Here is a 22367-nt window from a genome sequence, read left to right on the forward strand (position 1 = left end):
CCCCTTTCTGTGTGGAGCTGAGTGGCACGGTGCGGCTGACTGTCACAGCGGAGCTGAAAGTCACGGTGAAACTGAGTGTCACAGCGGAGCTGAAAATCACAGTGCGACTGAGCCGCGAAGTGAAGCTGTGCGCCTGGAACGTGGTGTGACCGGCGGCCCCGGGGAGAGTGTCCCGGGGCCGCCGGCCGCAGAGGTCCGGTCAGCTGTTCAGCAGACCGGTCAGCTTGTCCAGGGCCTTGCCGGTCTCGGCGCCGAAGGCGCCGGCCTCCAGGTCGTCGATGACGACGACCTTCTTGTTCTGGCCGGCCGGAGTCTGGGCGACGCCCGGCATCTTGACGACGCCCTCGATGCCGCCGACGGACTCAAGCGCCTTGGTGAAGGTGAGGATCACGTCGGGCTTGGCGGTGGCCAGCGCCTCGGGGGTGAGCGGCTTGAAGTCGTCGACGCCGATCTCGGTGCCGGTGTCGACGCCGCCGGCGGAAGTGATCAGGTTGTCCAGGCCGGAGCCCTTGCCGCCGATCTGTGGGGGCATCTGCGTACCGCGCATGTAGAGGAAGGCCACCCGGGGCTTCTTGCCGGACGCGGCGGCCTTGGCCTTGGCGGCGTCGATCTCACCCTGGGTCTTGGCGGCGAGCGCCTTGCCCTTCTCCGGCACGCCGAGTGCGGTGGCGATGGCCTGGATGCGGGTCGCGGCGTCCTCGACCTTCGCACCCTTGGGCACCAGGACGATCGGTACGCCGGCGGCCTTGAGCTGGTCGAGGGCGGCGGCGGGGTTCGCGTCCGAGCTGCCGATCACGACGGTGGGGCGCTCGGCGAGCAGGCCCTCGGAGTTGATCTGGCGGGAGGAGCCGAAGACCTTCTTGCCCTTGGACTCGGGCAGGATCGCGCCGGAGGTGTCCGTGGCGACGACCTTGTCGGCGAAACCGAGGGCGTACACGATCTGTGCCTCGTTGCCGCTCAGCGGCACGATGCGGCTGACGTCCTTGACCTCGACCTTGCCGCGGCCGACGGACTCGACGGTCACCGGCAGTCCGGTCTTGGCGCTCGCGGCAGGGGCCGCCTTGTCCGACTTCTTGTCGCCGTCGCTGCCGCATGCGGTGGCGAAGGCGGTGACGGACAGTACGGCCGCGGCTATCCGCAGAGGCGTGCGCAGACGCATCGGTGATCGGCCCTTTCCAGGGATCGTGCGTGGGGTGGTCCCACAGGTGGAGCGTGCTCGGAACGGAAGAAGGCCAGGCGACTAGTTAGGCAAGCCTTGCCTCTCCCAGATTCGAACACTAGAGGCAAGGCTTACCTAACTTCAAGTAGAGGCCGGCTCGAACACCTCACACTGAAGGACAAATCGGACACAAAAACGGCCCGGGAGTGAATCCCGGGCCGTCGCCGACAGCCGTACGCGTCGACGTCGACGTCGAACGTCTCACCCTGGAGAGTGATCGAACCGGCATAGCGGCCCGACGGGTCGAGGTGCTTCCCGCCCAGACAGTGCGGCGGGAACAGGCCGGTGAAGGTCAGATCGACCGTGAGTTCACCGCCGGCGGCGACCTTCTCGTTCGGGCGGAAGAACGTATACAGCTGACCTGACAGCGTGCGTTCGGGCACGGTGAAGGTGAACCAGTAGGTTTCGGTCCAGTCCGGATCGTCGGTGGTCGGCGGGTGGCACTCATCGTCCGGATGCGTCGTCTTGGACCACGGGATCACTACACCTACTTGGCACAATCAAGCGATTCGACGCAGCCATTACCGCTGCCTTTACTTCTGGCTTTACTCCCGGGCCGATAACGTGCGGGACTGGCAACCGGCGGCAGCCGGCCGGCGACCGCAGCACAGACAGGACGGCGTACGTGACATCAGTAAGCATGCAGGAGCTGTGGGACCGGGTCACCGGAACCCAGACCGCCCCGCCGGGCTGGCTGGTCGCCGCAGCCGGAGCCGTCGCGCTGGCCCTCGTCCTCCACCAGCCCGTCTGGCGGGTGCTGCGCAACCTCGTCACCATCGCCCACGAGGGCGGGCACGCCCTGGTCGCCCTGCTGTGCGGGCGCAAACTGCAGGGCATCCGGCTGCACTCGGACACCTCCGGGGTCACCGTGTCGTCGGGCAAGCCCACCGGTCTGGGGATGATCCTGACCGCCGCCGCCGGCTACCCGGCCCCGGCCCTGCTCGGCCTGGGCGCGGCGGCGCTGCTCGCCGGTGACCACATCACCCTGGTGCTGTGGCTCACCATGGCGTTCCTGCTGCTGATGCTGATCGTCATACGTAACCTGTACGGAGCGTTCTCGCTGATCGTCAGCGGCGGCGTCGTGTTCGCCGTGTCCTGGCTGACCAGCGAGAAGGTGCAGGCCGGCTTCGCCTACCTGCTGGTGTGGTTCCTGCTCGCGGCCGGGCTGCGTCCGGTGGTCGAGCTCCAGCAGATGCGCCGCAAGGCCCGCGCCCAGTGGTCGGACGCCGACCAGTTGGCCGACCTGACCCGTATCCCGGCCGCGTTCTGGGTGGGCTTCTTCGCGCTGGCCAACGCGGCGGCGCTCGGGATCGGCGCGGGCTGGCTGGCCGCAGACCTCTGACGTATCCGCTTGACCTGCGGGTTCTTACTCTCCAGAGCTCTGCGATACCCCACAGTCGGACAGGCGAAGGCCCTCCCTGAATTCCGGGAGGGCCTTCGTCGCCTCTACCACCCGCGGCTCAGACGAGCTCGACGATGTCCGCGATCGACCCCATCACATGCGTCGGCACGTACGGGAAGTCGTCGACCTCATCCTTCGCGGTGAGCCCGGACAACACGAGGAAGGTCTCCATACCCGCTTCCAGACCGGCGCGTACGTCGGTGTCCATCCGGTCGCCGATCATGGCAGCGGTCTCGGAGTGCGCCCCGATGGCGTTCAAGCCGTGCCGCATCATCAGCGGATTGGGCTTGCCGATGAAGTACGGGCTCCTGCCCGTGGCCTTCGTGATCAGCGCGGCGACGGAGCCCGCAGCCGGCAGCGGCCCCTCGGGAGACGGCCCGGTCTCATCGGGGTTGGTGCAGATGAAACGGGCACCGGCGACGATCAGCCGGATCGCCTTGGTCAACGCCTCGAAGGAGTACTGCCGGGTCTCGCCGAGAATCACAAAATCAGGGTTGGAGTCCGTCAGCACATACCCGACCTGGTGGAGCGCGGTCGTCAGCCCCGCCTCACCGATCACGAACGCCGAGCCGCCCGGCCGCTGGTCGTCCACGTACTTCGCCGTGGCCAGCGCCGACGTCCAGATGTTCGCCTCCGGCACGTGCAGCCCCATGCCGGCCAGGCGCGCGTGCAGGTCACGGGGGGTGTAGATCGAATTGTTCGTCAGCACGAGGAACGGCTTCCCGGACGCCCTCAGCGCTCCGATGAACTCCGCCGCACCAGGGATCGGCACACCCTCGTGGATCAACACGCCGTCCATGTCGGTCAGCCATGCCTCAATGGGCCTGCGCTCTGCCATCGTGTTCCTCTCGCAACCCATCGAACAGCCGGTCCTCAGGTTACCGGCCTGTTGGACATAGTTTCGATCCGGGCGCGGGTCCCACAGGACATCCGACGGGTGGAACTCGAGAATATATTCGATCAATGGGTTTGTCGGTGCCAGCTTCCAGGCTGAAATCCGCCCACCCCTCCTGACTGGTGGGTACGGTGTTGAACACGTGCGATCCAGGGCGGGACGCGTGGAATTCGACGATGTCACAGGCCTGTTCGACCACCCGGCGTGGAGGTTGCTGCGTGCGGACGACGAGGCGCACTTCGATGCGACCAGCGCTCCGGAGAAGGCGGTCGCACAGCGCTGTCGGGTCGTTCGACGACACTGAGGTGGATGTCTCGGAAATGTTCGCGGGCGTACACGTGGACCTCGGGGCCTTGGCCGTACAGGCGCGGGCGATGATCCGCGCGAGCCCGGGCGGTCACGTGAACCTGGCCGAAGTCGTTGAGCTGCGCCCTCTGGCGCTGGGGCTCACAGAATTTCCGGACTCGTACGAGGTACGACGCCACATCAAGGCCTTCGTCGACGCCCAGGTCACACTCGCCCAGGTGTTCTGGGTGCCCGACGCCAACACCGGGCAGCCGGACCGATTTTTTCTCACCGCCGACACCCCGATGTCCATCGGAGCCGACTTCGCCGGCTTCGGCACCGACATCGCCGACCTGCGCCGTCGGGTGGATCCGCGACCGCGCCGAAACTCCGGTCTACCTCCGACAGGTCGATGTACCCGGCGTCGACACCAAGTTCATCAAGACACACAAGGGCCGCCTCGGAGAACTCCTCGACCACTGCCTCCCCGAAGACCGCGTTCACGCTGACGCCCCCAAAGGGGATTTCGCCACCCGCTACGGATTCCTCAGCAAACCCGCGTACATACGACTGCGCTACCTGAGCGACCAGCCCGGGCCGTTCAACGAACTCATCGTCCGCGCGGACGAATTCACCGACCGGCCCGCGGGCATTCGCACCGTGTTCGTCCTCGAAACCTGCGTTCGGGCGTCTACCGTCCACGCCTGCGCCTGGCGCAGGAGCGAATCCCCGTCGGCATTCCCCAGTCGAAGGGCGCGTTGTGCGCGACCAGCACCCGCCCGGCCGGAAAGTGCCGCGGCCAGGTGCCGGGGGAAATCGGGGGCATGGACGGAAACGCTACCGCCCGTGCCCGTGGGTGGGACCTTCAGTCCGGGAAGATCCCACGCACGCACGGCCTACAGCTTCGCGAGGCTCGCGTCGTAGATCTTCTTCAGACCGCCGGGGGCGAAGGTCTTCTCGAAGAAGCCGCCGATGCCGCCGGCCCCGTTCCAGACGGTGGTGATCGACACGGTGGTCTGGCCCGCACCGGCCGGCCCGGCCTTCCAGGTGGTGACCATCGAGGAGTTGGCGTCCGTCTCGACGAGCGTGTGCTCGGCGGGTTCGGTGACCGTGGCCAGCACGTCGCGGCTGCGCTTGCTGGTGACCCGCAGCACCCAGTGCACGACGGTGCCCGCGCCCTTGCCGCCTTCGCGGACCTCGTACCCGGTGTAGTTCTCCGGCAGGATGGTCGGCCGGTGCTGCACATAGTCGGCGAGCTTGGCGAACACCTCCCCCGGTTCCCCGTCGACGGTCCTGGACGTGGTGGCCCTGACTTCGGCCATGAGTGTCTCCGTACGTTGTCGGTCGGGAGCGGTGTCCCGAGGTGCGTCCCAAGGAAACCACCAAGGCCGTACGGGACCCCAATCGGTGGGGAAATCACTGGCCGGAGCAGCTGACCATCCGTAAAGTCGCGCTCCTATGACTGCTTACGAGATCCGCCCGTACCGCTCCACCGACGCCGAGGCCGCGATCGGGGTGCAGCGTGCCGCCCATCCGCACCTGGTGGAGACCGCCGGGATTGTTCGACTGGCGGGTGCACAATCTGCCGGCCACGGAGCGGTTCCGGGTGTGGTTGACCGAGGGTGACGGCCGGATCGTCGGTGTGGTCCGGGCGGGCGTCGATCCGCTTCGCCGAACAGCACGGCTACCGGCGCAGCCGGCGCTCCGACTTCCAGCGCCTTGAGCTGAGCGGCGCGCTGCCCGCCGTGCCGGACCTGGCCGCGGGTGTCGCCGTACGCGCGGCTTCGTCGTTCGCCCTTGACCTTCACGGGTTCCACACGGCGTACGCCGAGGCGCTGCTGGACGAACCGGTGGACGTGGTGACGGAGGATTTCCCTTACGCGAAGTGGCTGTCGGCCGTGTGGTCGCGGACCGGGAACAGCATGGACCTGTCGTCGGTCGTCACGGTCGACGGCACGGTCGCGGCCTTCACCGTCGCCGCCGTCGACGGGGCGGACCGCTACTGGTCGGGCTTCACCGGCACGCGCCGCGAGTTCCGCGGACGCGGCCTGTCGAAGACCGCCAAGACGCACTCCCCGCACATGGCGTACGGGGCCGGCTACCGGACTGCTTTCACCCAGAACGACGGTGAGAACGCGGCTATGCGCGCGGTCAACGCGTGGCTGGGCTACCTGCCGGTGTCGGGGTAGTGGAGTCGCGTCCGGGACCTCTCGGGTGGATACAGCCAGGACCGGGAGTTCCACAGCACCGGAGTCGCATCCGCGACCTCTAGAACAGCGTGTCGGCGGCCGGGGGCAGGAACGACCTCGGGGCCGGCACGGTCCCGGCGCGCGAGACGAACCGGCTCAGGTCCGGCAGCGGACCCCGTTGTACGGGGATGCACGCGGCCGGGCCGACGACGCCCTGGCGCAGGAACCGGGCGAGCAGCGCCGCCGTCGCCTCCGTGTCGAAGCGCGCGGCGTGGGCGTTGACGAGTTCGATGCCCGCTCGGGCGCAGCAGTCGGCGAGTTTCGCGGAGGGCCCCGGCAGGTGCACCTTGGCGAGTTTCATCGTGCAGACGCCGAGGCCGAGTTGCGGGAGTTCAATTCCCGTACGGCCGAACTCGGCGGTCAGGAACCGCGCGTCGAAGGACAGGTTGTGGGCGGCGACCACACGTCCGGCGAGGAGTCCGTGGAGGCTTTCGGCGACGTCCGCGAAGGGCGGCGCGCTGTCCAGCATCGCCGCGGTGATCCCGTGCACATGGGTGCCGCGGACGGGGCCCTGCGGGTGGACGAGGGTGTCCCAGCTCCCGGTGATCTCGCCGCCGGGTGACACGTGGACCACCGCGACTTCGAGGACCCGCTCGGTGGCGGGGCTGAAACCGGTGGTCTCGACGTCGACGACGGCGTACCCGGACAGGAGGGGAGTGTTTGTAGAACGCACCAGACGACGGTATCCGGTCGGCGCGGCTACATGTGACCGGATCATGACTCTTTGTCCCGGCGGAGCCCGCCCGGTAGCGTCGGGTCGACAGGCAGGGACGATTCTGCGGAGACGGTTCCGCAGAGCGTCGAGAGGGAGGGCACACGATGGCCGGTTTCGGCAGTCTCATAAAAAAGGCAACGGACTACGCCAAGAAGAACCCCGACAAGGTTCAGATGGCGATCAAGAAGGTTCAGGAGCAGGTCGCGAAGCGCACCGGCAAGGGCGGCGGCGGGTCGCGCCCGCACTGACCGGCTCCGCCGGTGACCGCGCGGCGGGGCTGCCGCCGCGCGGTCACCAGAGCGGACTCAGGGCTTGCAGCGCGTTCCGGCCTCGGGGAGCTTCCCGTCGATCAGGTAGCTGTTGACCCGGTTGTCGACGCAGCTGTTCCGCTTGCCGTAGGCGGTGTGTCCTTCGCCTTCGAATGTCAGGAGCACCGCGCCGGGCAGTTGCTTCGCCAGCGCCACGGCGTTGGCGTACGGCGTGGCCGGGTCGCCGGTCGTGCCGACGACTACGACGGGCGCGGCCCCCGGCGCGCTGACCGGCCGGGCCCGGTCAGCCACCGGCGGACGGCAGTCCGCGGCCCAGCTCCACACCACCGACCTGCCCAGGATCGGCATGGTCCCGCTGACCTCACCGGTGAGCTTGTCGGCCTCCTGCGCGTTGAGCATCCGGCCGTCGGCGCAGTTGATCGCGGTGTACGCCTCGTCGGTACTGTCCGGGAAGGTCCCGTCCTTCTGCCGGCCCGACCAGGAGTCGTAGTAGGACAGCAGCATGTCGGCGTCGCCCCGGGTGTCCCAGTCGGTCAGGAAAGTGCGCAGGCCCTTCCAGTTCTTGTCGCTGTACAAGTTGTACGAGATCGCATAGGCGACCATGTTCGACGTGACCGTGCGCCCGTCACGCCCGGTCGCCGGCTTCTTGTCGAGGGCGTCGAGTCTGGCGCGCACGCCCGCGCCCGCCTCGTCGGTGCTGCCGGTGTACGGGCATTCCGAACCGCGGGTCAGGCAGTCCTTGAGGAAGTTCCGGAACGCGGTCTCGAAGCCCTGCGCCTGGCTCTTCGCATTCTCGAAGCGGCTCTGGGCCGGGTCGAGTGCGCCGTCCAGGACGATGCGCCCGGTCCTGGCCGGGAACTTCTCGATGTAAACCGCGCCGATGTACGTGCCGTACGACTTGCCGAGGTAGTTCAGCTTCTCCTGACCGAGCGCCGCGCGGAACACGTCCAGGTCCGCGGCTACGTCCACGGTGCCCAGGTGCGCCAGGAGGTCGCCGGTGCGCCGGGCGCAGCCGTCGCCGAACTCCTTCATGAAGTCGGCGGCCCGCTGGAGCCCGGCGGCGTCGCCCGGCTCCGGGCCGAGTTCGTGCAGGGTGTCCAGGCCCTTGTCGTCGACGCAGTCCAGGCCCGCGCTCTTCCCGGTGCCGCGCGGGTCGATGCCGACGATGTCGTAGCGGGAGGAGATCGCCGCGTTGGAAGTGCCCGTCCCCAGGACCATGCCGCGCACACCGGAACCGGGACCACCGGGGTCCACAGCCATCGCGCCGAGCCGGTTCCCGGTCGCCTTGTAGCGGTAGGCCGCCACGTCGATGCTCTTGGCGGCCGGGCTGCTGTAGTCGAGGGGGACCTTCAACAGTGCGCAGTCGAGCAGGCCCTCGTTGGTCTGCGTTCCCTTGTCGTCCGCGCAGGGCTTCCAGTCGGGCTTCTGGGCGTAGAAGTCCTTGAGGGCGGGATCGTCCGCACCGGTCGGCTTCGCGGCGCCGGACTGAGCGGGCTGAGTGGGCGCTGTCGCAGCGACCGGGGGCGGCGCGGCGACCTTGTCACGATCACTGTCGCAGCCGGTGATTAACACCGCGGCCAAGACCACGGGGACCACGAGACGCAGTTGGGCAAGGTTCGGGGACTTGGTCACCAGCCCTGGATACCAGCGCGCGGTACGGCGGCTGACGATGACTCAGCTGATGTGACCGACGTCATAGCCGCCGGTCACATCAGCTTGCACCGCAGATCAGGGCTTGCAGCGCGTTCCGGCGTCAGGGAGTCTGCCCTCGTTGAAGAAGGCGTTGACCGCGTCGTCGATGCACTGGCTCTTGCTGCCGTAGGCGAGGTGCCCTTCGCCTTCCAGGGTCAGCAGGCGGGCGTCGGCGAAGCCTGCGGCCAGGTGCTCGGAAGCCGCGTACGGAGTGGCCGGGTCACCGGTGGTGCCGACCACGAGGATCGGGGCGGCCCCTTCGGCGCGGATCTGGTGCGGCTTCTCCTTGGTCTGGTAAGGCCAGAACTCACAACTGGGCCCGTCGAAGTCGGAAGCCGCAACGTCCTTGCTGGACAGCGGCGCTTCCTTCTTCAACTTGGCGATGACCTCCTGGACCTTCTCCGGCGAAGGGGCCGGGGTGATCCGGTCGGCGCAGCGGACGGCGGACCCCGCCGGGCCCGAGTTTTTGTACTTGCCGGTCTTCTCGTCCCGTCCGCTGTAGTTGTCCGCAGCGGACAGCAGGTACTTGCCGTCACCGTGGTCCATCGCCCACTGGAGGGTCCAGCGGAGGTACTTCCACTCCGACTCGGAGCCGTACAGGAACGACGAGGCGCCGGTCCAGCCGAGGGAGGCTGTCACCTTGCGGTCGCCGACCTTGAGCGGTTCGTCCTGCAGACCGTCCAGGAAGTCGGCGATCTTCTTCGCCGCTTTGTCCGGGTCCTTGCCGGCGCCGCGCGGGCAGTCCTTCTGCTCGACGCAGTCGGCCGCGAACCGGTTGAGGGACTTCTCGAACCCGATCGACTGGTCGATCGACTGGTCGAGTCCGTCCGCGTTGGGGTCGACTGCCCCGTCCAGGACGAGCTTGCCGACGTTGGCCGGGAACTCCTCGGCGTACAGCACACCGAGGTACGTTCCGTACGAGTAGCCCAGGTAGTTCAGCTTCTGGTCGCCGACGACCCCGCGCAGGACGTCCATGTCGCGCGCGGCGTTGCGGGTGCCGACGTGCGGCAGCAGGTCACCCGAGTTCTTCACGCAGGCGGCGGCGTACTCCTTGCCCGCTTCTTCACTGCGTGCCTTGCGGGCAGCCGGGTCGTGGGGGAGGTCTTCGGCCCGGCTGGCGTCACGTTCCTTGTCTGTCGTGCAGGTGACAGGTGCGCTCCCGCCGATGCCGCGGGGGTCGAAGCCGATGACGTCGTACCGGCCGTGGACGCCCTTGAACGACTTGTCGTAGGCCCACTTGATCGTGTCGACGCCGGACTGGCCGGGCCCGCCCGGGTTCATGAACAGCGACCCGATCCGCTGCTCCTGCTTCTCGGCCTGGTACCGGATCAGGGCGAGCTGGATCGTCCTCGTCTGCGGCGCGGCGTAGTCCAGGGGAACGTTCGCCGTCCCGCACTGGAATTCAGACTCGTCCTTCTTTTTAGTCTTCGCGTCGTCTTCGCAGGGCTTCCAGTCGATCTTCTGCGTGTAGAAGTCCTTGAGGGCCGGGTCGTCGGCGCCCTTGGGCTTGGGGGGCGGCGGTGCCGGAGGCGCGGAAACGGTCGCCGGGGATGCCGGTTTCCCGGCGGCGGCGTCGGCGGCCTTGTCTCCGGCGGCCTGGTCGCAGCCCGCGAGGAGGACTGCGGCGACGGCGACGGGTATGCCCCGCCGGAAGGCGTTGGTGATCAGGGGCGTTTTCACCGACCAATGAATACCAAGGTCTTGGACGTTTTCCCCGGACAGGGCTGGCAGTGTGACCAACGTTATGGACGCCGGTCACACCATCGCGCTGCGAATCAGGATTTACAGCGCATTCCAGCCTCGGGGAGTTTTCCGTCCACCAGATATGCCGCCAGTGCGTCGTTGACGCACGTGCTCCCGCTGCCGAACGCGCCGTGGCCCTCGCCTTCGAGCGTCAGCAGCCGGGCGTTCGCAAAACCCGCGGCGAGTTTCTCCGCGGAGGCGTACGGCGTGGCGGGGTCGCCCGTCGTGCCCACGACCAGAATCGGGGCGCTGCCTTCGGCCCGTACGGTATGGGGCTTCTCCGGGGTCTTGAACGGCCAGAACTCGCAGGCGGGTCCGGTCAGGTCGGCGGCGGTCACATCTTTGGTGAACAGCGGGGCCTTCTGCCGCAGTTGACCCAGGACGTCCTGGATTTTCTCCGGCGACGGTGCGGGTGCCGCACCGTCGGCACAGTGGATCGCTGTCATGGCGTCGTCTTCGTTGCTGTACGTGCCGTTGTCCTCGCGGCCGTTGTACTGGTCGGCGTACGCGAGCAGGGGCGAGCCGTCGCCCTTTTTCACCGCGTATGTGAAGGCCTGGCGCAGTAGTTCCCAGGTGGACGACTCGTCGCCGTACAGGAGGCTGAGCGTGCCGGTCCAGCCGAGATTGCTGGTGAGCCTGCGGCCGTCCCGTGTGGGCAGCGGCTTGTCGCGCAGGCCGTCGAGGAAGTCTGCGCCGGTCTTCGCCGCCCTGGCCGGGTCGGTGCCGAGCGGGCAGTCACGCTGGTTCTTCGCACAGTCGGCGGCGAAGCGTTCGAAAGAGCCTTCGAAGCCGGCCATCTGGTCGACGGTGGACTGGAGTTCGTCCGCTGCCGGGTCGACGGCTGCGTCGAGGATCAGCCGGCCGACGCGGGTGGGGAACTCCTCGGCGTACAGCGTGCCGAGGTAGGTCCCGTACGAGACACCCAGATAGTTGAGTTTCGCGTCACCGAGGGAGCCACGCAGGACGTCCATGTCGCGGGCGGCGTTGCGGGTGCCGATGAACGGCAGCAGCGGCCCGGACTTGACCTGGCAGGCGGCGGCGAACTCCTTCTCCTGCTCCTTGGCGCGGGCCTGCGCGGCGGCCGGGTCGGCGGGCTCGTCCTCCGCGTCGCGCGCGTCGCGGGTCCTGGCGTCGAGGCAGTTCACCGGGCTGGACTCACCGACGCCGCGCGGGTCGAAACCGATGATGTCGTAGCGGTCGTGGACGGGCCCGTCGAACTCGTCGAACGCGACCTTGACCATCTCAAGCCCGGAGCCGCCGGGACCGCCGGGGTTGGTGAGCAGGGCACCGAGCCGCCGGGACTTGTCCTTCACCGGGTGCCGCAGCACCGACAGCTCGATGGTTTTGGCGCCCGGATCCGCGTAGTCGAGCGGGACCTTGAGTGTCCCGCAGTCGAACTCCCGCTCGTTCTTCTTCGTCTCCGGGTCGTCCTTGCAGGGCTTCCAGGCGATCTTCTGGGTGTAGAAGTCCTTGAGGCCCGGTGCGACGTCCGCCGGTACGGAGGGCGCAGGCTCCCCGGAGGCCGCCGACGATGACCGGGGTGCGTCGGCGGCACCGTCGCAGCCGCTTGCGGCCAGGAGCGCGGCGACGATGAGGAACGGGGCGGCCCGGCGTATTCGGGTCCTGCTCAGAAGCGTGGTCACGGGTCCATGCCTACCATCCGGCAGTACGTCCCCGTACGTCCCCATGCGGCCGGACGGCCGGATAGACCGGATAGACCGGATAGCCAGGCGGACAGGCGGACAGGCGGCCGGAGAGACAGAGCCGGGATAGCCGGGATCCGTATGGTCAGGCCTTCTGCGCTTGGTAATTCTCCAACTCGGGGATGACTTCCTTCCCCAGGACCTCGATGGTCCGCAGGATGTCCTGGTGGTCCAGGTGCCCCCACTGGACATAACAGATCAACTCGTCGACGCCGAGGTCCGCGTACCGCTTCATCTTCTCGACGCACGTCTCGACGTCACCGATGATGATCATGTCCCCGGCGTCGAAGGCCCCGACCGGGATTTCGCCCTCGAACAGTGGCTTGAGCAGCGGGAAGGTCCGGTCCTGCTCCTCCTTGCTGAGGTGCGGCAGTTCCCATTCGAGGGTGAACATCGCGAGGTTCTTGTACCACCAGGCCACCGAGTCCCAGACCTTCTGCGGGACCTGCTTCGTGGGAGTCGTGTGCACGAGGGTGTATGCGGCGACCTTGTTCGTCGTGACATCCGTCAGCGGGGACGGGGTGGCTGCGGCGGCCCGGTAGGCGGCGACCTGCGCCGCCATCACGTCGAGCGGCTGCATGATCGAGAAGGACAGGAGGCCGAGTCCGTTGTGCCCGGCGACCTCCGCCGAGCCGTTGGACGTGGCTGCCATCCACACCGGCGGGTGCGGATCCTGGAACGGCTTGGGGGTCACCATGCGGCGGGGGAAGGTGAAGCGGTCGGAGGAGTACTCGAAGTACTCCTCGCGCCACATCCCGCAGACGATCTCGATCGCCTCCCGCCAGTCGTCACGCGACTTGGCGGTGTCCACGCCGAACGCGGCCTGCTCCATCGGTGTCGACCGGCCGGTGCCCCACTCGACGCGTCCGCCGGACAGGATGTCGACCGTGGCGACCTTCTCCGCGATGCGCTGCGGCGGAGTGAAGTCGAAGGGCGTCAGGGTGACGCCGAAACCCATCCGGATCCGCTCGGTGATCCCCGCGAGGTACCCGAGGAAGACTTCGCTGGCCGGCAGGTGCGAGCGGCCTTCGCGGAAGTGGTGCTCCACGGCCCACACGGTGTTGAAGCCGACCTTGTCGGCGAGCCGGATCTGCTCGACGGCCTCGCGGTAGGCCCGCTGTTCGCCCCGGCGCTGACCGTACGGATGGTCGCCGTCCCACGGCCGGGGCACGTCCACCTCGTAGAGCACATCCAGCTTCATGGCACTCCCTGTCCGTTGTTTTTCGATATTCTGAAAAGTAGTCAGATATTCCAAAAGTCTTGCGCTGGACGTACTGTGCAGCGCTGTCCGTGAAGTCACAAGGGCAAGTCACAAGGGCAAGCCACATGGTCAAGCCACCCGAGCTAGCCACCCGAGCTAGCCACCCGGACAAGCCGCCCGGACAAGCAGCCGGGGAATACCTCACGGCCCAGTCACCAGGAGTGCCCGCATGGTCCGTCCCGCCCTCGCCGCCACCCGCGCCGTGGTCGTGCTCGACTACTTCGCCGCGCATCCGGGGTCGGTCTACACGCTGTCCGAGCTGTCCGGCCGGCTGGGTGTGAACCTGGCGTCCCTGCTCTCCGTACTCCAGGCCCTTGAGGACGGCGGCTATCTCGTCCGGCATCCGCGCCGCAAGACGTACGGCCTGGGGCCCTCCCCCGTCGCGCTGGGAGCCGCGGCGCTGGACAACAACCCGGCCGTCGACCTCGCCCGTACGGAAATCCGGCGGCTGGCCGCCGAGTTCGACACCGAGGTGATCGTCAGCGCGGTCGCGGGTGGAGAGATCGTGATCCTGGCGACGGAGGGGCGCCCAAAGCTCCAGTCCGCGGACATCCGGGTCGGCCAGCGGATCCCGCTCATCCCGCCGCTCGGCCAGGTGTTCCACGCGTGGTCCGGCGAGGCGGAGGTGGCGGCATGGTTGGCGCGTCTCGAACCGGGGGCGCGGGTGCTGGCCGGCATCCACCTCCCCGTCGCACTGGCGGCAGTCCGCCTCCGCGGTTACTCCGTCAACCTGGAGAACCCGGTGCGTCTCGGGATCGGCCGCACCCTGGAGCGGCTCGCCGCCCGGCCTGCGGACGGTGCGGCACTGCGCGCCCAGCTGATGGAGTACACGTCCGCCCTCGGCGGTGAGGACTACGAGTTGCTTGAGATAGACGAGGACGCCGTCTACAACATCACCACCGTCGTCGCGCCGGTCTTCGACGAACGCGAGCGGGTGGCCCTCGCCCTGACCTTGAACGGTGCGGGGCCGACGCCGGGGCGGGAGGTCGTCGCGTGCGGCGAGCGACTGGGTTCGGCGGCCCGCGCGGTCACCCGGGCGACGGGCGGACGACAGCCCACATAGGTTTCCCAGCAGTGCCGGTCGACGGCCGGTCGGTGACCCGCTCAGGTTTCACCTCGGTGTCCGGCACCTCACGTTGTGCGCACCCGGCTACACCCGGGCAACGCACAAGTAACCTCACGGCCGTCACCGTAACTTCTGCGTAACACCCGGGTATACGCGCCGAAACGCCGCCTGCCGAACCTACGGAGTACCAAACCGGAGGAGGCAGGAGCGCATGACAGCGTCTACCGCGTACGGGGCCGACGTCCTGCTAGCCGTGCCCGGCACGATCGACGGCTCTACGGCGCTGTCTGCGGTGCAGCACGCCGCTACCGCGCTGTCTGCGGCACCTGACGCCGCTACCGCGCTGTCTGCGGCACCTGACGCCGCCACTGTGCTCTCTGCGGCACCTGACGCCGCCACTGTGCTCTCTGCGGCACCTGACGGCGCCACTGTGCTCTCTGCGGCACCTGACGGCGCCACTGTGCTCTCTGCGGCACCTGACGGCGCCGACACCGCCTTCGTCCTCATCTGCACCGCGATGGTGCTGCTGATGACCCCGGGTCTTGCTTTCTTCTACGGGGGCATGGTCCGGGCCAAGAGCGTGCTCAACATGATCATGATGAGCTTCTCCGCGATCGCGGTGGTGACGCTCGTGTGGTTCGCGTACGGCTGGACTCTCGCGTTCGGTGACGATGCCGGCGGAGGCATGGTCGGCGACCTCGGGCAGGCCTTCCTGCACGGCGTGAAGCCGGACTCGGTCACCGGGACCGTGCCCACCCTCGCCTTCATGGCCTTCCAGCTGACCTTCGCGATCATCACGGTCGCGCTGATCTCCGGCGCGATCGCCGACCGGGCGAAGTTCCGGGCCTGGCTGGTGTTCTGCGCGGCGTGGGTGAGCCTGGTCTATCTGCCCATCGCGCACTGGGTGTGGGGTCCGGGCGGCTGGATCAAGGAGCAGCTGGGCGCGCTGGACTTCGCCGGCGGGCTGGTCGTGGAGATCAACTCCGGTGCGGCGGGCCTGGCCGTCGCAATCGTGCTCGGGCCGCGCCTCGGCTTCAAGCGCGACCCGATGCGCCCGCACAACCTCACCCTGGTGATGCTCGGCGCGGGCCTGCTCTGGTTCGGCTGGTTCGGCTTCAACGCGGGCTCCGCGCTCAGCGCCAACGGCATCGCGGCGCAGGCCCTGGTCAACACCCAGGCGGCTGCGTGCACGGGGCTGCTGGGCTGGCTGCTTGTGGAGAAGCGCCGGGACGGCCACGCGACCACCCTGGGCGCGGCGTCCGGCGGAGTCGCGGGGCTGGTCGCGATCACCCCGTCCTGCGGTGTGGTCGACCTGCCGGGGGCGCTGGTGATCGGCCTGGTCGCGGGTGTCCTGTGCTCGTACGCCGTCGGCTGGAAGCACCGCTTCGGGTACGACGACTCCGTTCCACAGGTCGTTGGTGACCTGCGCTTCGTCAAGCGCGAGGTCCCGGCCCCTGTTGCGGGCCCGGTGGATTGCGACGTAGTGCATTTCCAGGCTCAGGAGTTCCCACAGGTCCGTCATGGAGTCGACGACGATGACGTTCGGCCGACCCTCGTGCGGCGGCAGGCTGCACGCGTGGGCGACCGCCGCCAGGATGCTGCGGTACGTGCCGTCGTGCTGGACGATCTCGTAGTTCGCGCCGTCGATCGCCCCGTACTGGTCGGCGGATGTCTCGCCGATTTCGATCACCAGCATGCGGCCGAACCGCTCGCGGAACAGTTCGGTGGCGGAGAACTCCGCCCATATGTAGGACTTGCCGACCTTGTCCGGTCCGGCGACGAGGATGAACGGCAGCGGCGGGCGACCGGTGGGTCGGCGGATATGCGGGGGTGCAGGCGCGTGAGAGTTCATAGGGTGGCCTTTCGTGGAATGTCCCGGGTTGCTCTGCCGGGATACTGCCTGACGCCTGGTGCTTACGGCGTCTGACCACCAAAGGCTATCGCTTAGGAGCAGATCTGGGAACGGAATCCGAACGGCGGCGGCGGGGCGTTTCGACACTGGGGTCGGTTTCGAGGGCTTCCCGTGCCAGCTTTTTCTGCTCCTGCCGGATTTTCTTCCGTCCGCGGGCTTTCTCCTTGTCCTTCTCCTGTTCCTCCCGGACGAGTTTCAAGTATTCGACGGGATGCTCCTGTGCCAACCTTCGGTAAGCGCGGCCCCGCGGATTCGGGGGCGTCGCGATTTCCCCGTCCTGGCGGGCTTTCAACCCGTCGAATACCGCCTGGAGGACATTGCGTTCCCGGCCCATGCGGAGCATGAAGAACTCATTGCGGGCCTGCCACGCCTTGTTGCCCTCGTCGGCCCGGCGGCGGAGATTGACGTTCACTTGCCTGATGGCGTTCCGCGCCGCGAACAGGGACCGCTGGACCAGGGCGTCCGAACGGAACGCGGCCAGTTCCACCGGGGAGGGGTCCAGGACGCAGTCACCGAGCCGGCGGCCGTACTCCTCATCGGAAAGGTGGCCCAGTTCCTCGACCACTGCGGCGACGTCGGCGGGATCCGCCATCAGCCGCGCGGCCGGCACGGGGGGAAGGTCTTCGGTGGGCATCGGCTACCTCCAAGGGGCCGCCGGCGCCGATGTGCGCGGCGGGGTGTGAGCGTACGAAAATCCCGGCCGCCGCCGTCTGAGCCTGCCGTAAACCCCGTGTACCGGATCGTCGCCGCGAGCAATAGGCTTCCCGGTCCTGCGCCCCCATGACACGCCGGGCCGATGAAGACCAGGTGTTCTTTCATGCGCAGTGGCCTCGCGCACCGCCCCGCCTTGACCCGGACCAGCTGGACCGGGCGGCCTCCCGGAGGAGACCTGAGCGAAGCAGCACCTGATGACGGTGTTTACGGCGGCCTCAAACGGCGGCCACCGGGATATCGAATTACATCGTACGGCCACCGGACAAGCCAGGAGGCACGTTCGCCTACTGGGCAGGCACCGGACGCGGACTCGTGGCCTTCTCCACCGCCTGCACGGCACCCACCGGACGCCAGATCACCTGGTACGCGGCCTCCGACGCGGCGAGCACCGCCGCGACCGTCGCCAGCACATCACTGCCGTCACCCAGGTTGCCGGTCGCCGCACACGTGGCCACACCGGCCGACAGTGACGCCACGCCCGCCACCGTGCCGCGCACCTTCGCCGACCACTTCGGTTGCTGCACCACCGCGGTGAGCAGCGGCATCAGCACACCCAACGCCAGACCCCAGGAGGCCGTTGCGCCGGTCACGTTCAGATCCATCGTTGTCTCCTCGAGAAGGGGCTTTGAGGAGTGAGGATGACGGGTCGGCAGCCGTTGCGTCGTGGGGTGGCGAACGTGCTGTATCCGGGTGGAGTGGCTGGTGCGGCCCCAGATGTCGGCCGGGGTTTTCGCAGCACCCGGCGGCGAGCGGCCGGAACGCCACAGATAGCGTCACACCTGACCCATCGGTCACTTTCGGCACGAATCGCACCATCCGTACGAACCCGGAGAACGTATGAGCCGGTCATTGCCTACCCGCGCAGAATGGCAGGCCCAGGCCGACCAGGACGTACGCGCCGCCTCCATCTACAGTCGCGTCCCTGAAGGCGCTGAGCACTACCTCACTGTCAAGCAACAGGCGGCAGCCGCCGGACTCGCCAGCCACATTGCCGCCGGTGTCCGCTCAGCCCTCGCCGGCTTCGCCGACACGCAGACACAAGAGCACTGGGAACAGTCCGTCGAGACCGGCCGCTGGGAGACCGTGCAGGCCGACGCGGCGATAGCCCGCGCTTGGACAGCGCTCAGCGCACAGGACCAGGACGACGCCGCCGCGCTGGCCGTACTGCGGACCCTGTACACGACCAAGCGCAGCCGCGCGGCATGGCTGGCCGAGAAGACCGCCGTCGAAGCCGAACGTGCCTACCGGGCTTCGGCACAAGGCTGGATAGACGAACAGGCCCGTCACCCGTCCACCGGGCCGGGCTGCATCGTCTGACCCGGCGGCCGTCAGTCCCGCAGGTCGCGGTTCAACGTCGGCGGGGGCGCAGGGACCGGCACATGATGGTCGGTCAGCAGCCTGCGCAGATCACGGATGTACGTCAGGGCGACGCCCATGCGCCGCCGGTCGCTGTCGCGGGCCTGCTCCAGGCGTTCGATCTTGCGTTCCTGGTCGGTGACGCGGGCCTTGATGGTGGCCATCTCGTCGCGCAGTCCGGCGACGGTTTCCCGCAGTTCGGTCAGCAGCGCGGTGTAGCCCTCGCGGACTTCACGGAACCCGGTGCGGTGACTGTCGTCCTGCTCGGTCAGCTCGGCCCGTTCGGCGGCGCGACGCTGGAGCTGGTGGGCCAGCAGTGGCCCGGTCAAGCCGAGTACGGCGACGGCGACAGGCACCATCACCTGCATCGTCATCGAGTCCACCGTCGTTTGTCCCTGCTGTCCGAAGCCGAAGGCGGAGCGGGGGAGGGCCCGTGCGGGCCGCCGACTGCTCAACCGACGGCCCGCGCGGGCACCCCTCCCTTCTGCGATCCCCACCGCACGGCAGATGCTGCCGGGCCTGGCGTGTTAGCGTCCTGCCGCAAACCCGCCGGGCGGTCGGCGCGGCAGTGGGGTGCGGGTTACGGGTCGACGAGCAGTGCCTTGGCGGCGAAGGCGGCCGTACGGGGACCGTCGCCGACCCACGACGCGAAGCCGAAGACCAGTTCGGCGCGGGTGGGGTCGTCCAGGTCCGGGAGACGGACGGCCAGGCCCTCGGGTTCGCGGGCCGCCAGGTCGGCCAGGTCACCGATGAACTCCTGCTGCACGGTCAGGCCGGTCCTCAGGTCGGTGCAGGTGATCCACGCGTTGCCGACTCCGGGTTCCGAGCCGGGGCTGCCGTACGCCGTGCCTTCGTATGTGTACAGGTGGCTGCCGTACAGCGCGAAGCCCTGCGCACTGGTGCCCGGGTTGCGCAGCGGCGGCGCGTCGATCTGGGCCAGCGGCGGTTCGCCCATTTTCACGCCCTCCAGGTCGTGGACCCGGAAGTACGCCCTCTTGTTGATCTTGTAGTTGACGGCGAGCCGCCCGTACGCCGGATCCAGCGCCACGCTGGTCCCGTAGACCGCCTCCCCCGGCAGCAGGTCGAACACCCGAACCTGCGGCGACGCTGCGGTCAGGGTCGCGCCCGGCGTGTACCGCACACGCGCGATCCGCGTGCCCCACGCCGCGTCGCCGCGCACTTCGGCGGCGGCCTCCACCCAGATGTAGGCGGCATCGCCGACGGGTTCCACGCCGATCTGTGTCCCGTGCCCGAAACCGTTCACGGTCATCTCGTCGATGAGGACGCCCGCAGCGGTCAGGCGGCTGATCCGGATGTTCCCGCCCAGGCGGCTGCGCACCTGCGCGGTGTAGATGTGCTGGTGCACGCTGTCGACCGCGTGGGACTGCATGACGGTGCTGGTACTGCCGGTGTGGACTGCCTGCGCGAGGATTGTCGAGGCCGCGGTGAGGTCGAACCTGCGGGACGGCGGGACGGGATCTGACGTCAGCATGGGAAGGGCCTTTCGTGAAGACGGTTGCGGTGATGGGCGATTATGCGGCGGGCACCTCGAACGGGGCGTCGGCGAAGGCGCAGTTCGGCCGGTGCGCCGGGTCACGCCGGAACTGCACGCTCATGGGGTAGATACCGCCGAGCGGCCAGTGGTCGCGCAGCCCCCACGAGGTCTGTTCTTCGAGTGCCGCTCCGAGGTCCCCCATGGGGTAGAGGTCGAACAGGGTGACCGGCCGGGTGCAGCCGGGGCACGGTCCGGTGAGGGTGAACGCGACCAGGTACGGGCCCCGGGACGCGGCGCGGAACTGGAGTGTCGTGGCGCCGTCGTGCACCGTTACGGCGCTGGCGCGCCAGGTGCCCTGCGGCGGTTCGACGTGGGCGAAGTCGAGCCGGAGGGCGGGGGTGCCGGGGAGGAACTGCGCCAGGCGTTCGCGCACAGCCTGTTCGTGGCTGGCGCGGTCGCCCGGGTCGTACACGGCGTTCTCCGCCAAAGCCTGGTCGTACAGGCGCCCCTGGTACGTGTCCAGTGCCCGGGTGCCGACCGGCCCCAACAGTGCCGCTTCGTCGGCTACTTGCTCCATGTGAACCTCACAGCGTCCAGGCAGACGAACACGGGGGTGGCGGACCAGCCCAGCAGGCGCATCTCACCGGTCCCTTTGATCCACAACGTGCCGGTGCCGCCGCCGTCGGTGACGGGCACGGTGACCTTGCGGTCGCCCTTGGGGGTGCCCTGCGCGGGCAGGGTGCCGATCAGTGCGCCCTTGACCGGGGCGGGGGACGGCGTCAGGACCCCGGCGAGCTGCACGGTCCCGTCGGGTTCCAGGCGTGCCACGGCGGCGTTGGCCGTCCAGCCGGAGGCGGCGGTGACGGCCGTCCACGGGGCGCAGGTCCAGAACCCGTTGATGAAGTGGGTCGGGTAGGTGCCCGGGGCCGGCGGCTGCATGTTGACCCACAGGACCGTTTCCGCGTGGTCCAGGACGTCGCCCACGAACACGATCCGGACCGTTTGGAAGTGGTCCTTGCTGATCGCCGACACGTACTCGGTGCGGCCTGGGCCGTCGCCGTCCCGGGCGGACAGGTAGGACTCGAAGCCGGGCTTGTGGGCGAGTTTCAGGTGCATGAAGCTGCGTTTGAAGCCGGTGGTGTTGTCGTACACCAGGGTGGCGACTGACGTGTTCTCCTGCCCCATGGCGAACGTGCGGTCGTGGCGCAGTTGATCGGTTCCGGGCTTGCCCCATTTGGTCAGGGAGTGGTCCTTGGCCGGGTCGGCGTCGACCCGCAGGTGTACTTGGGAGCCGTTTTCCATGTACTGGTTGTTGAGGTGGCGTCCCGACCAGGCGGACATGCGCCCGTCGGTGACGGTGAGGTACGTGCGGAGCTGGTCGGGTGGGTCGCCCTGCGGGCGGGCTACCAGGTTCACCTGGGCTTCGCCGGAGCCGGGGACCGTGCCCCAGGTCAGGACGCCCGAGCCGTCGTCGGCCAGGACGTGGGCGACTCCGGCGACGGCTTTGACGCCGCCGGTCTTGGCGGGGGTGCCGGTGCGCAGTTGGAGCTGACTGGCCATCTGGGTGTCCTGCGGCGCGGGCGCGTACAGGTTGAGCCAGCCGGTGTCGGGCGGCGGGTCGGCTTCGCCGGGCGGGGCGTTGCGGGGGGTGTGCGCGGTGGTGGAGATCATGCCCGGGACGGTCATCGCCGCCGCCGTGTCCGGATACAGCATCATCGACGGCGTGTTGAAGTACGGGTCTGTGGGGCGGACTTCCAGGCGCGCCCCGGCGTCGCCGGTCTTGATGACCGAGCCGGTGACGGTGCCGCCGGTGATGGTCTTGCCGGTGATGGCGTCGGCGTGCAGCAGGTCCGCGGTGATCGCCCCGGCGACGATGTCGGCGTTCCCCGCCCTGCGCGGGGTGCCGGACACCGCCGGGGAGTGCTCTCCGGCGCGCCCGGAGGTGGTGCGGGCCCGCAGTCGCACCCACCAGGGGGTGTACGGCAGGGTGACGGTCACCTGCCCGCCCTGCGCGGTCTCGATGGTGTCGCGCAGCGTCGCGGCGGCGGGCGTGAAGTCCGCGGTGTCGCCCACGTGCACTTCGGTGCGGGTCCAGTCCAGCGGCGCGACCAGGGCGTCGGTGAACGTGCCGTCCCAGCCGACCCGCAGTCCGCCGAGGACCGGGGTGACGGCCGGCGCGGTCGGGCGGGGCGGCGGCGGGCCGTTGACGACGTTGACGCCGGTGGTGCGGTCGGGCAGGTTGCCCATTTCGGTCCGCAGCGTGCCGTCGGGGTCGTACTGGCGGATGCGGCCGGTGCTGAACGAGGAGTTGCCCAGGCGGTCGGTGCGGGAGAGCGTTTCGACCTGGGCGACCAGGCGGGCCAGGGTGCGGGCGGGGGAGTCGGCCACGGG

23 protein-coding genes are annotated in these 22367 nt (G+C 68.7%); 8 read left to right on the forward strand and 15 right to left on the reverse strand.

Going from position 1 to position 22367, the window contains the following annotated elements:
- Positions 1–199: 199 nt before the first annotated feature.
- Both AC0Z36_RS17035 and AC0Z36_RS17040 read right to left on the reverse strand, forming a co-directional pair.
- A complete protein-coding gene (locus AC0Z36_RS17035; RefSeq protein WP_485463749.1) occupies positions 200–1159 on the reverse strand; it encodes a heme/hemin ABC transporter substrate-binding protein in 960 nt (319 codons plus the stop codon).
- A gap of 131 nt (positions 1160–1290) precedes the next feature.
- Entirely contained in the window at positions 1291–1701 is a 411-nt protein-coding gene (locus AC0Z36_RS17040; protein ID WP_485463750.1) for a hypothetical protein, read from the reverse strand.
- Positions 1702–1859: 158 nt separating this feature from the next.
- On the opposite strand from AC0Z36_RS17040, the gene AC0Z36_RS17045 reads away from it, so the two are divergent.
- The gene (locus AC0Z36_RS17045) at positions 1860–2561 is read left to right on the forward strand and encodes a M50 family metallopeptidase (RefSeq protein WP_485463785.1); all 702 of its coding nucleotides are present in this window, start codon (positions 1860–1862) and stop codon (positions 2559–2561) included.
- Between the two features lie 118 nt (positions 2562–2679).
- On the opposite strand, the gene AC0Z36_RS17050 is transcribed toward AC0Z36_RS17045, so the two are convergent.
- Positions 2680–3459: an HAD-IIA family hydrolase gene (locus AC0Z36_RS17050; RefSeq protein ID WP_485463751.1), complete on the reverse strand. Its 780-nt coding sequence runs from the start codon at positions 3457–3459 to the stop codon at positions 2680–2682.
- A 220-nt stretch (positions 3460–3679) separates the two neighbouring features.
- Between AC0Z36_RS17050 and AC0Z36_RS17055 the strand changes: the two genes are divergently transcribed.
- A complete protein-coding gene (locus tag AC0Z36_RS17055) occupies positions 3680–3820 on the forward strand; it encodes a hypothetical protein (RefSeq protein ID WP_485463752.1) in 141 nt (46 codons plus the stop codon).
- 116 nt (positions 3821–3936) lie between these two features.
- Positions 3937–4725 carry a DUF3322 domain-containing protein gene (locus tag AC0Z36_RS17060; protein WP_485463753.1) on the forward strand — a complete coding sequence of 263 codons (789 nt, stop codon included), beginning with the start codon at positions 3937–3939 and terminating at the stop codon, positions 4723–4725.
- Here AC0Z36_RS17060 and AC0Z36_RS17065 read toward each other — a convergent pair.
- On the reverse strand, positions 4698–5123 hold the full coding sequence (locus AC0Z36_RS17065) for an SRPBCC family protein (RefSeq protein WP_485463754.1): 426 nt from the start codon (positions 5121–5123) through the stop codon (positions 4698–4700). The two genes, AC0Z36_RS17060 and AC0Z36_RS17065, sit on opposite strands and share 28 nt — an antisense overlap.
- A gap of 300 nt (positions 5124–5423) precedes the next feature.
- On the opposite strand from AC0Z36_RS17065, the gene AC0Z36_RS17070 reads away from it, so the two are divergent.
- Positions 5424–5990 (forward strand): hypothetical protein, encoded by a 567-nt coding sequence (locus tag AC0Z36_RS17070; RefSeq protein WP_485463755.1) that lies wholly within the window; start codon positions 5424–5426, stop codon positions 5988–5990.
- Positions 5991–6069: 79 nt separating this feature from the next.
- Here AC0Z36_RS17070 and AC0Z36_RS17075 read toward each other — a convergent pair whose 3' ends face one another.
- The gene (locus tag AC0Z36_RS17075; RefSeq protein WP_485463756.1) at positions 6070–6723 is read right to left on the reverse strand and encodes a 3'-5' exonuclease; all 654 of its coding nucleotides are present in this window, start codon (positions 6721–6723) and stop codon (positions 6070–6072) included.
- A gap of 146 nt (positions 6724–6869) precedes the next feature.
- Here AC0Z36_RS17075 and AC0Z36_RS17080 point away from each other — a divergent pair, with 146 nt between their 5' ends.
- Positions 6870–7013 (forward strand): hypothetical protein, encoded by a 144-nt coding sequence (locus tag AC0Z36_RS17080; RefSeq protein WP_485463757.1) that lies wholly within the window; start codon positions 6870–6872, stop codon positions 7011–7013.
- A 57-nt stretch (positions 7014–7070) separates the two neighbouring features.
- Here the strand turns inward: AC0Z36_RS17080 and AC0Z36_RS17085 are convergent, their stop codons facing one another.
- From AC0Z36_RS17085 to AC0Z36_RS17100, 4 genes are all read right to left on the reverse strand, one after another.
- Complete coding sequence (locus AC0Z36_RS17085) at positions 7071–8666, reverse strand: alpha/beta hydrolase (protein WP_485463758.1); 1596 nt, start codon at positions 8664–8666, stop codon at positions 7071–7073.
- 96 nt (positions 8667–8762) lie between these two features.
- Positions 8763–10406: an alpha/beta hydrolase gene (locus AC0Z36_RS17090; protein WP_485463759.1), complete on the reverse strand. Its 1644-nt coding sequence runs from the start codon at positions 10404–10406 to the stop codon at positions 8763–8765.
- A 95-nt stretch (positions 10407–10501) separates the two neighbouring features.
- The gene (locus AC0Z36_RS17095) at positions 10502–12112 is read right to left on the reverse strand and encodes an alpha/beta hydrolase (RefSeq protein WP_485463760.1); all 1611 of its coding nucleotides are present in this window, start codon (positions 12110–12112) and stop codon (positions 10502–10504) included.
- Between the two features lie 145 nt (positions 12113–12257).
- Positions 12258–13373 carry an LLM class flavin-dependent oxidoreductase gene (locus AC0Z36_RS17100; RefSeq protein ID WP_485463761.1) on the reverse strand — a complete coding sequence of 372 codons (1116 nt, stop codon included), beginning with the start codon at positions 13371–13373 and terminating at the stop codon, positions 12258–12260.
- 229 nt (positions 13374–13602) lie between these two features.
- Between AC0Z36_RS17100 and AC0Z36_RS17105 the strand changes: the two genes are divergently transcribed.
- Entirely contained in the window at positions 13603–14496 is an 894-nt protein-coding gene (locus AC0Z36_RS17105) for an IclR family transcriptional regulator (RefSeq protein WP_485463762.1), read from the forward strand.
- A 214-nt stretch (positions 14497–14710) separates the two neighbouring features.
- Entirely contained in the window at positions 14711–16426 is a 1716-nt protein-coding gene (locus tag AC0Z36_RS17110) for an ammonium transporter (protein ID WP_485463763.1), read from the forward strand.
- A 10-nt stretch (positions 16427–16436) separates the two neighbouring features.
- Here the strand turns inward: AC0Z36_RS17110 and AC0Z36_RS17115 are convergent, their stop codons facing one another.
- Together AC0Z36_RS17115 and AC0Z36_RS17120 are read right to left on the reverse strand one after the other, a co-directional pair.
- Positions 16437–17045 (reverse strand): hypothetical protein, encoded by a 609-nt coding sequence (locus tag AC0Z36_RS17115; protein WP_485463764.1) that lies wholly within the window; start codon positions 17043–17045, stop codon positions 16437–16439.
- Between the two features lie 364 nt (positions 17046–17409).
- Positions 17410–17727, reverse strand: coding sequence for a hypothetical protein (locus AC0Z36_RS17120; protein ID WP_485463765.1), 318 nt, complete (start codon positions 17725–17727; stop codon positions 17410–17412).
- Between the two features lie 247 nt (positions 17728–17974).
- On the opposite strand from AC0Z36_RS17120, the gene AC0Z36_RS17125 reads away from it, so the two are divergent.
- Positions 17975–18442: a hypothetical protein gene (locus AC0Z36_RS17125; RefSeq protein ID WP_485463766.1), complete on the forward strand. Its 468-nt coding sequence runs from the start codon at positions 17975–17977 to the stop codon at positions 18440–18442.
- A gap of 11 nt (positions 18443–18453) precedes the next feature.
- Here the strand turns inward: AC0Z36_RS17125 and AC0Z36_RS17130 are convergent, their stop codons facing one another.
- The 4 genes from AC0Z36_RS17130 to AC0Z36_RS17145 form a co-directional block, all read right to left on the reverse strand.
- The gene (locus AC0Z36_RS17130) at positions 18454–18855 is read right to left on the reverse strand and encodes a hypothetical protein (protein WP_485463767.1); all 402 of its coding nucleotides are present in this window, start codon (positions 18853–18855) and stop codon (positions 18454–18456) included.
- A gap of 206 nt (positions 18856–19061) precedes the next feature.
- Positions 19062–19973: a phage baseplate protein gene (locus tag AC0Z36_RS17135; RefSeq protein WP_485463768.1), complete on the reverse strand. Its 912-nt coding sequence runs from the start codon at positions 19971–19973 to the stop codon at positions 19062–19064.
- 40 nt (positions 19974–20013) lie between these two features.
- Positions 20014–20553 (reverse strand): hypothetical protein, encoded by a 540-nt coding sequence (locus tag AC0Z36_RS17140; RefSeq protein WP_485463769.1) that lies wholly within the window; start codon positions 20551–20553, stop codon positions 20014–20016.
- Entirely contained in the window at positions 20541–22364 is a 1824-nt protein-coding gene (locus tag AC0Z36_RS17145) for a hypothetical protein (RefSeq protein ID WP_485463770.1), read from the reverse strand. The genes AC0Z36_RS17140 and AC0Z36_RS17145 overlap by 13 nt, the downstream gene beginning before the upstream one ends.
- Positions 22365–22367 lie beyond the last annotated feature (3 nt).

It is taken from the genome of Kitasatospora sp. UYEF31 (assembly GCF_057291755.1).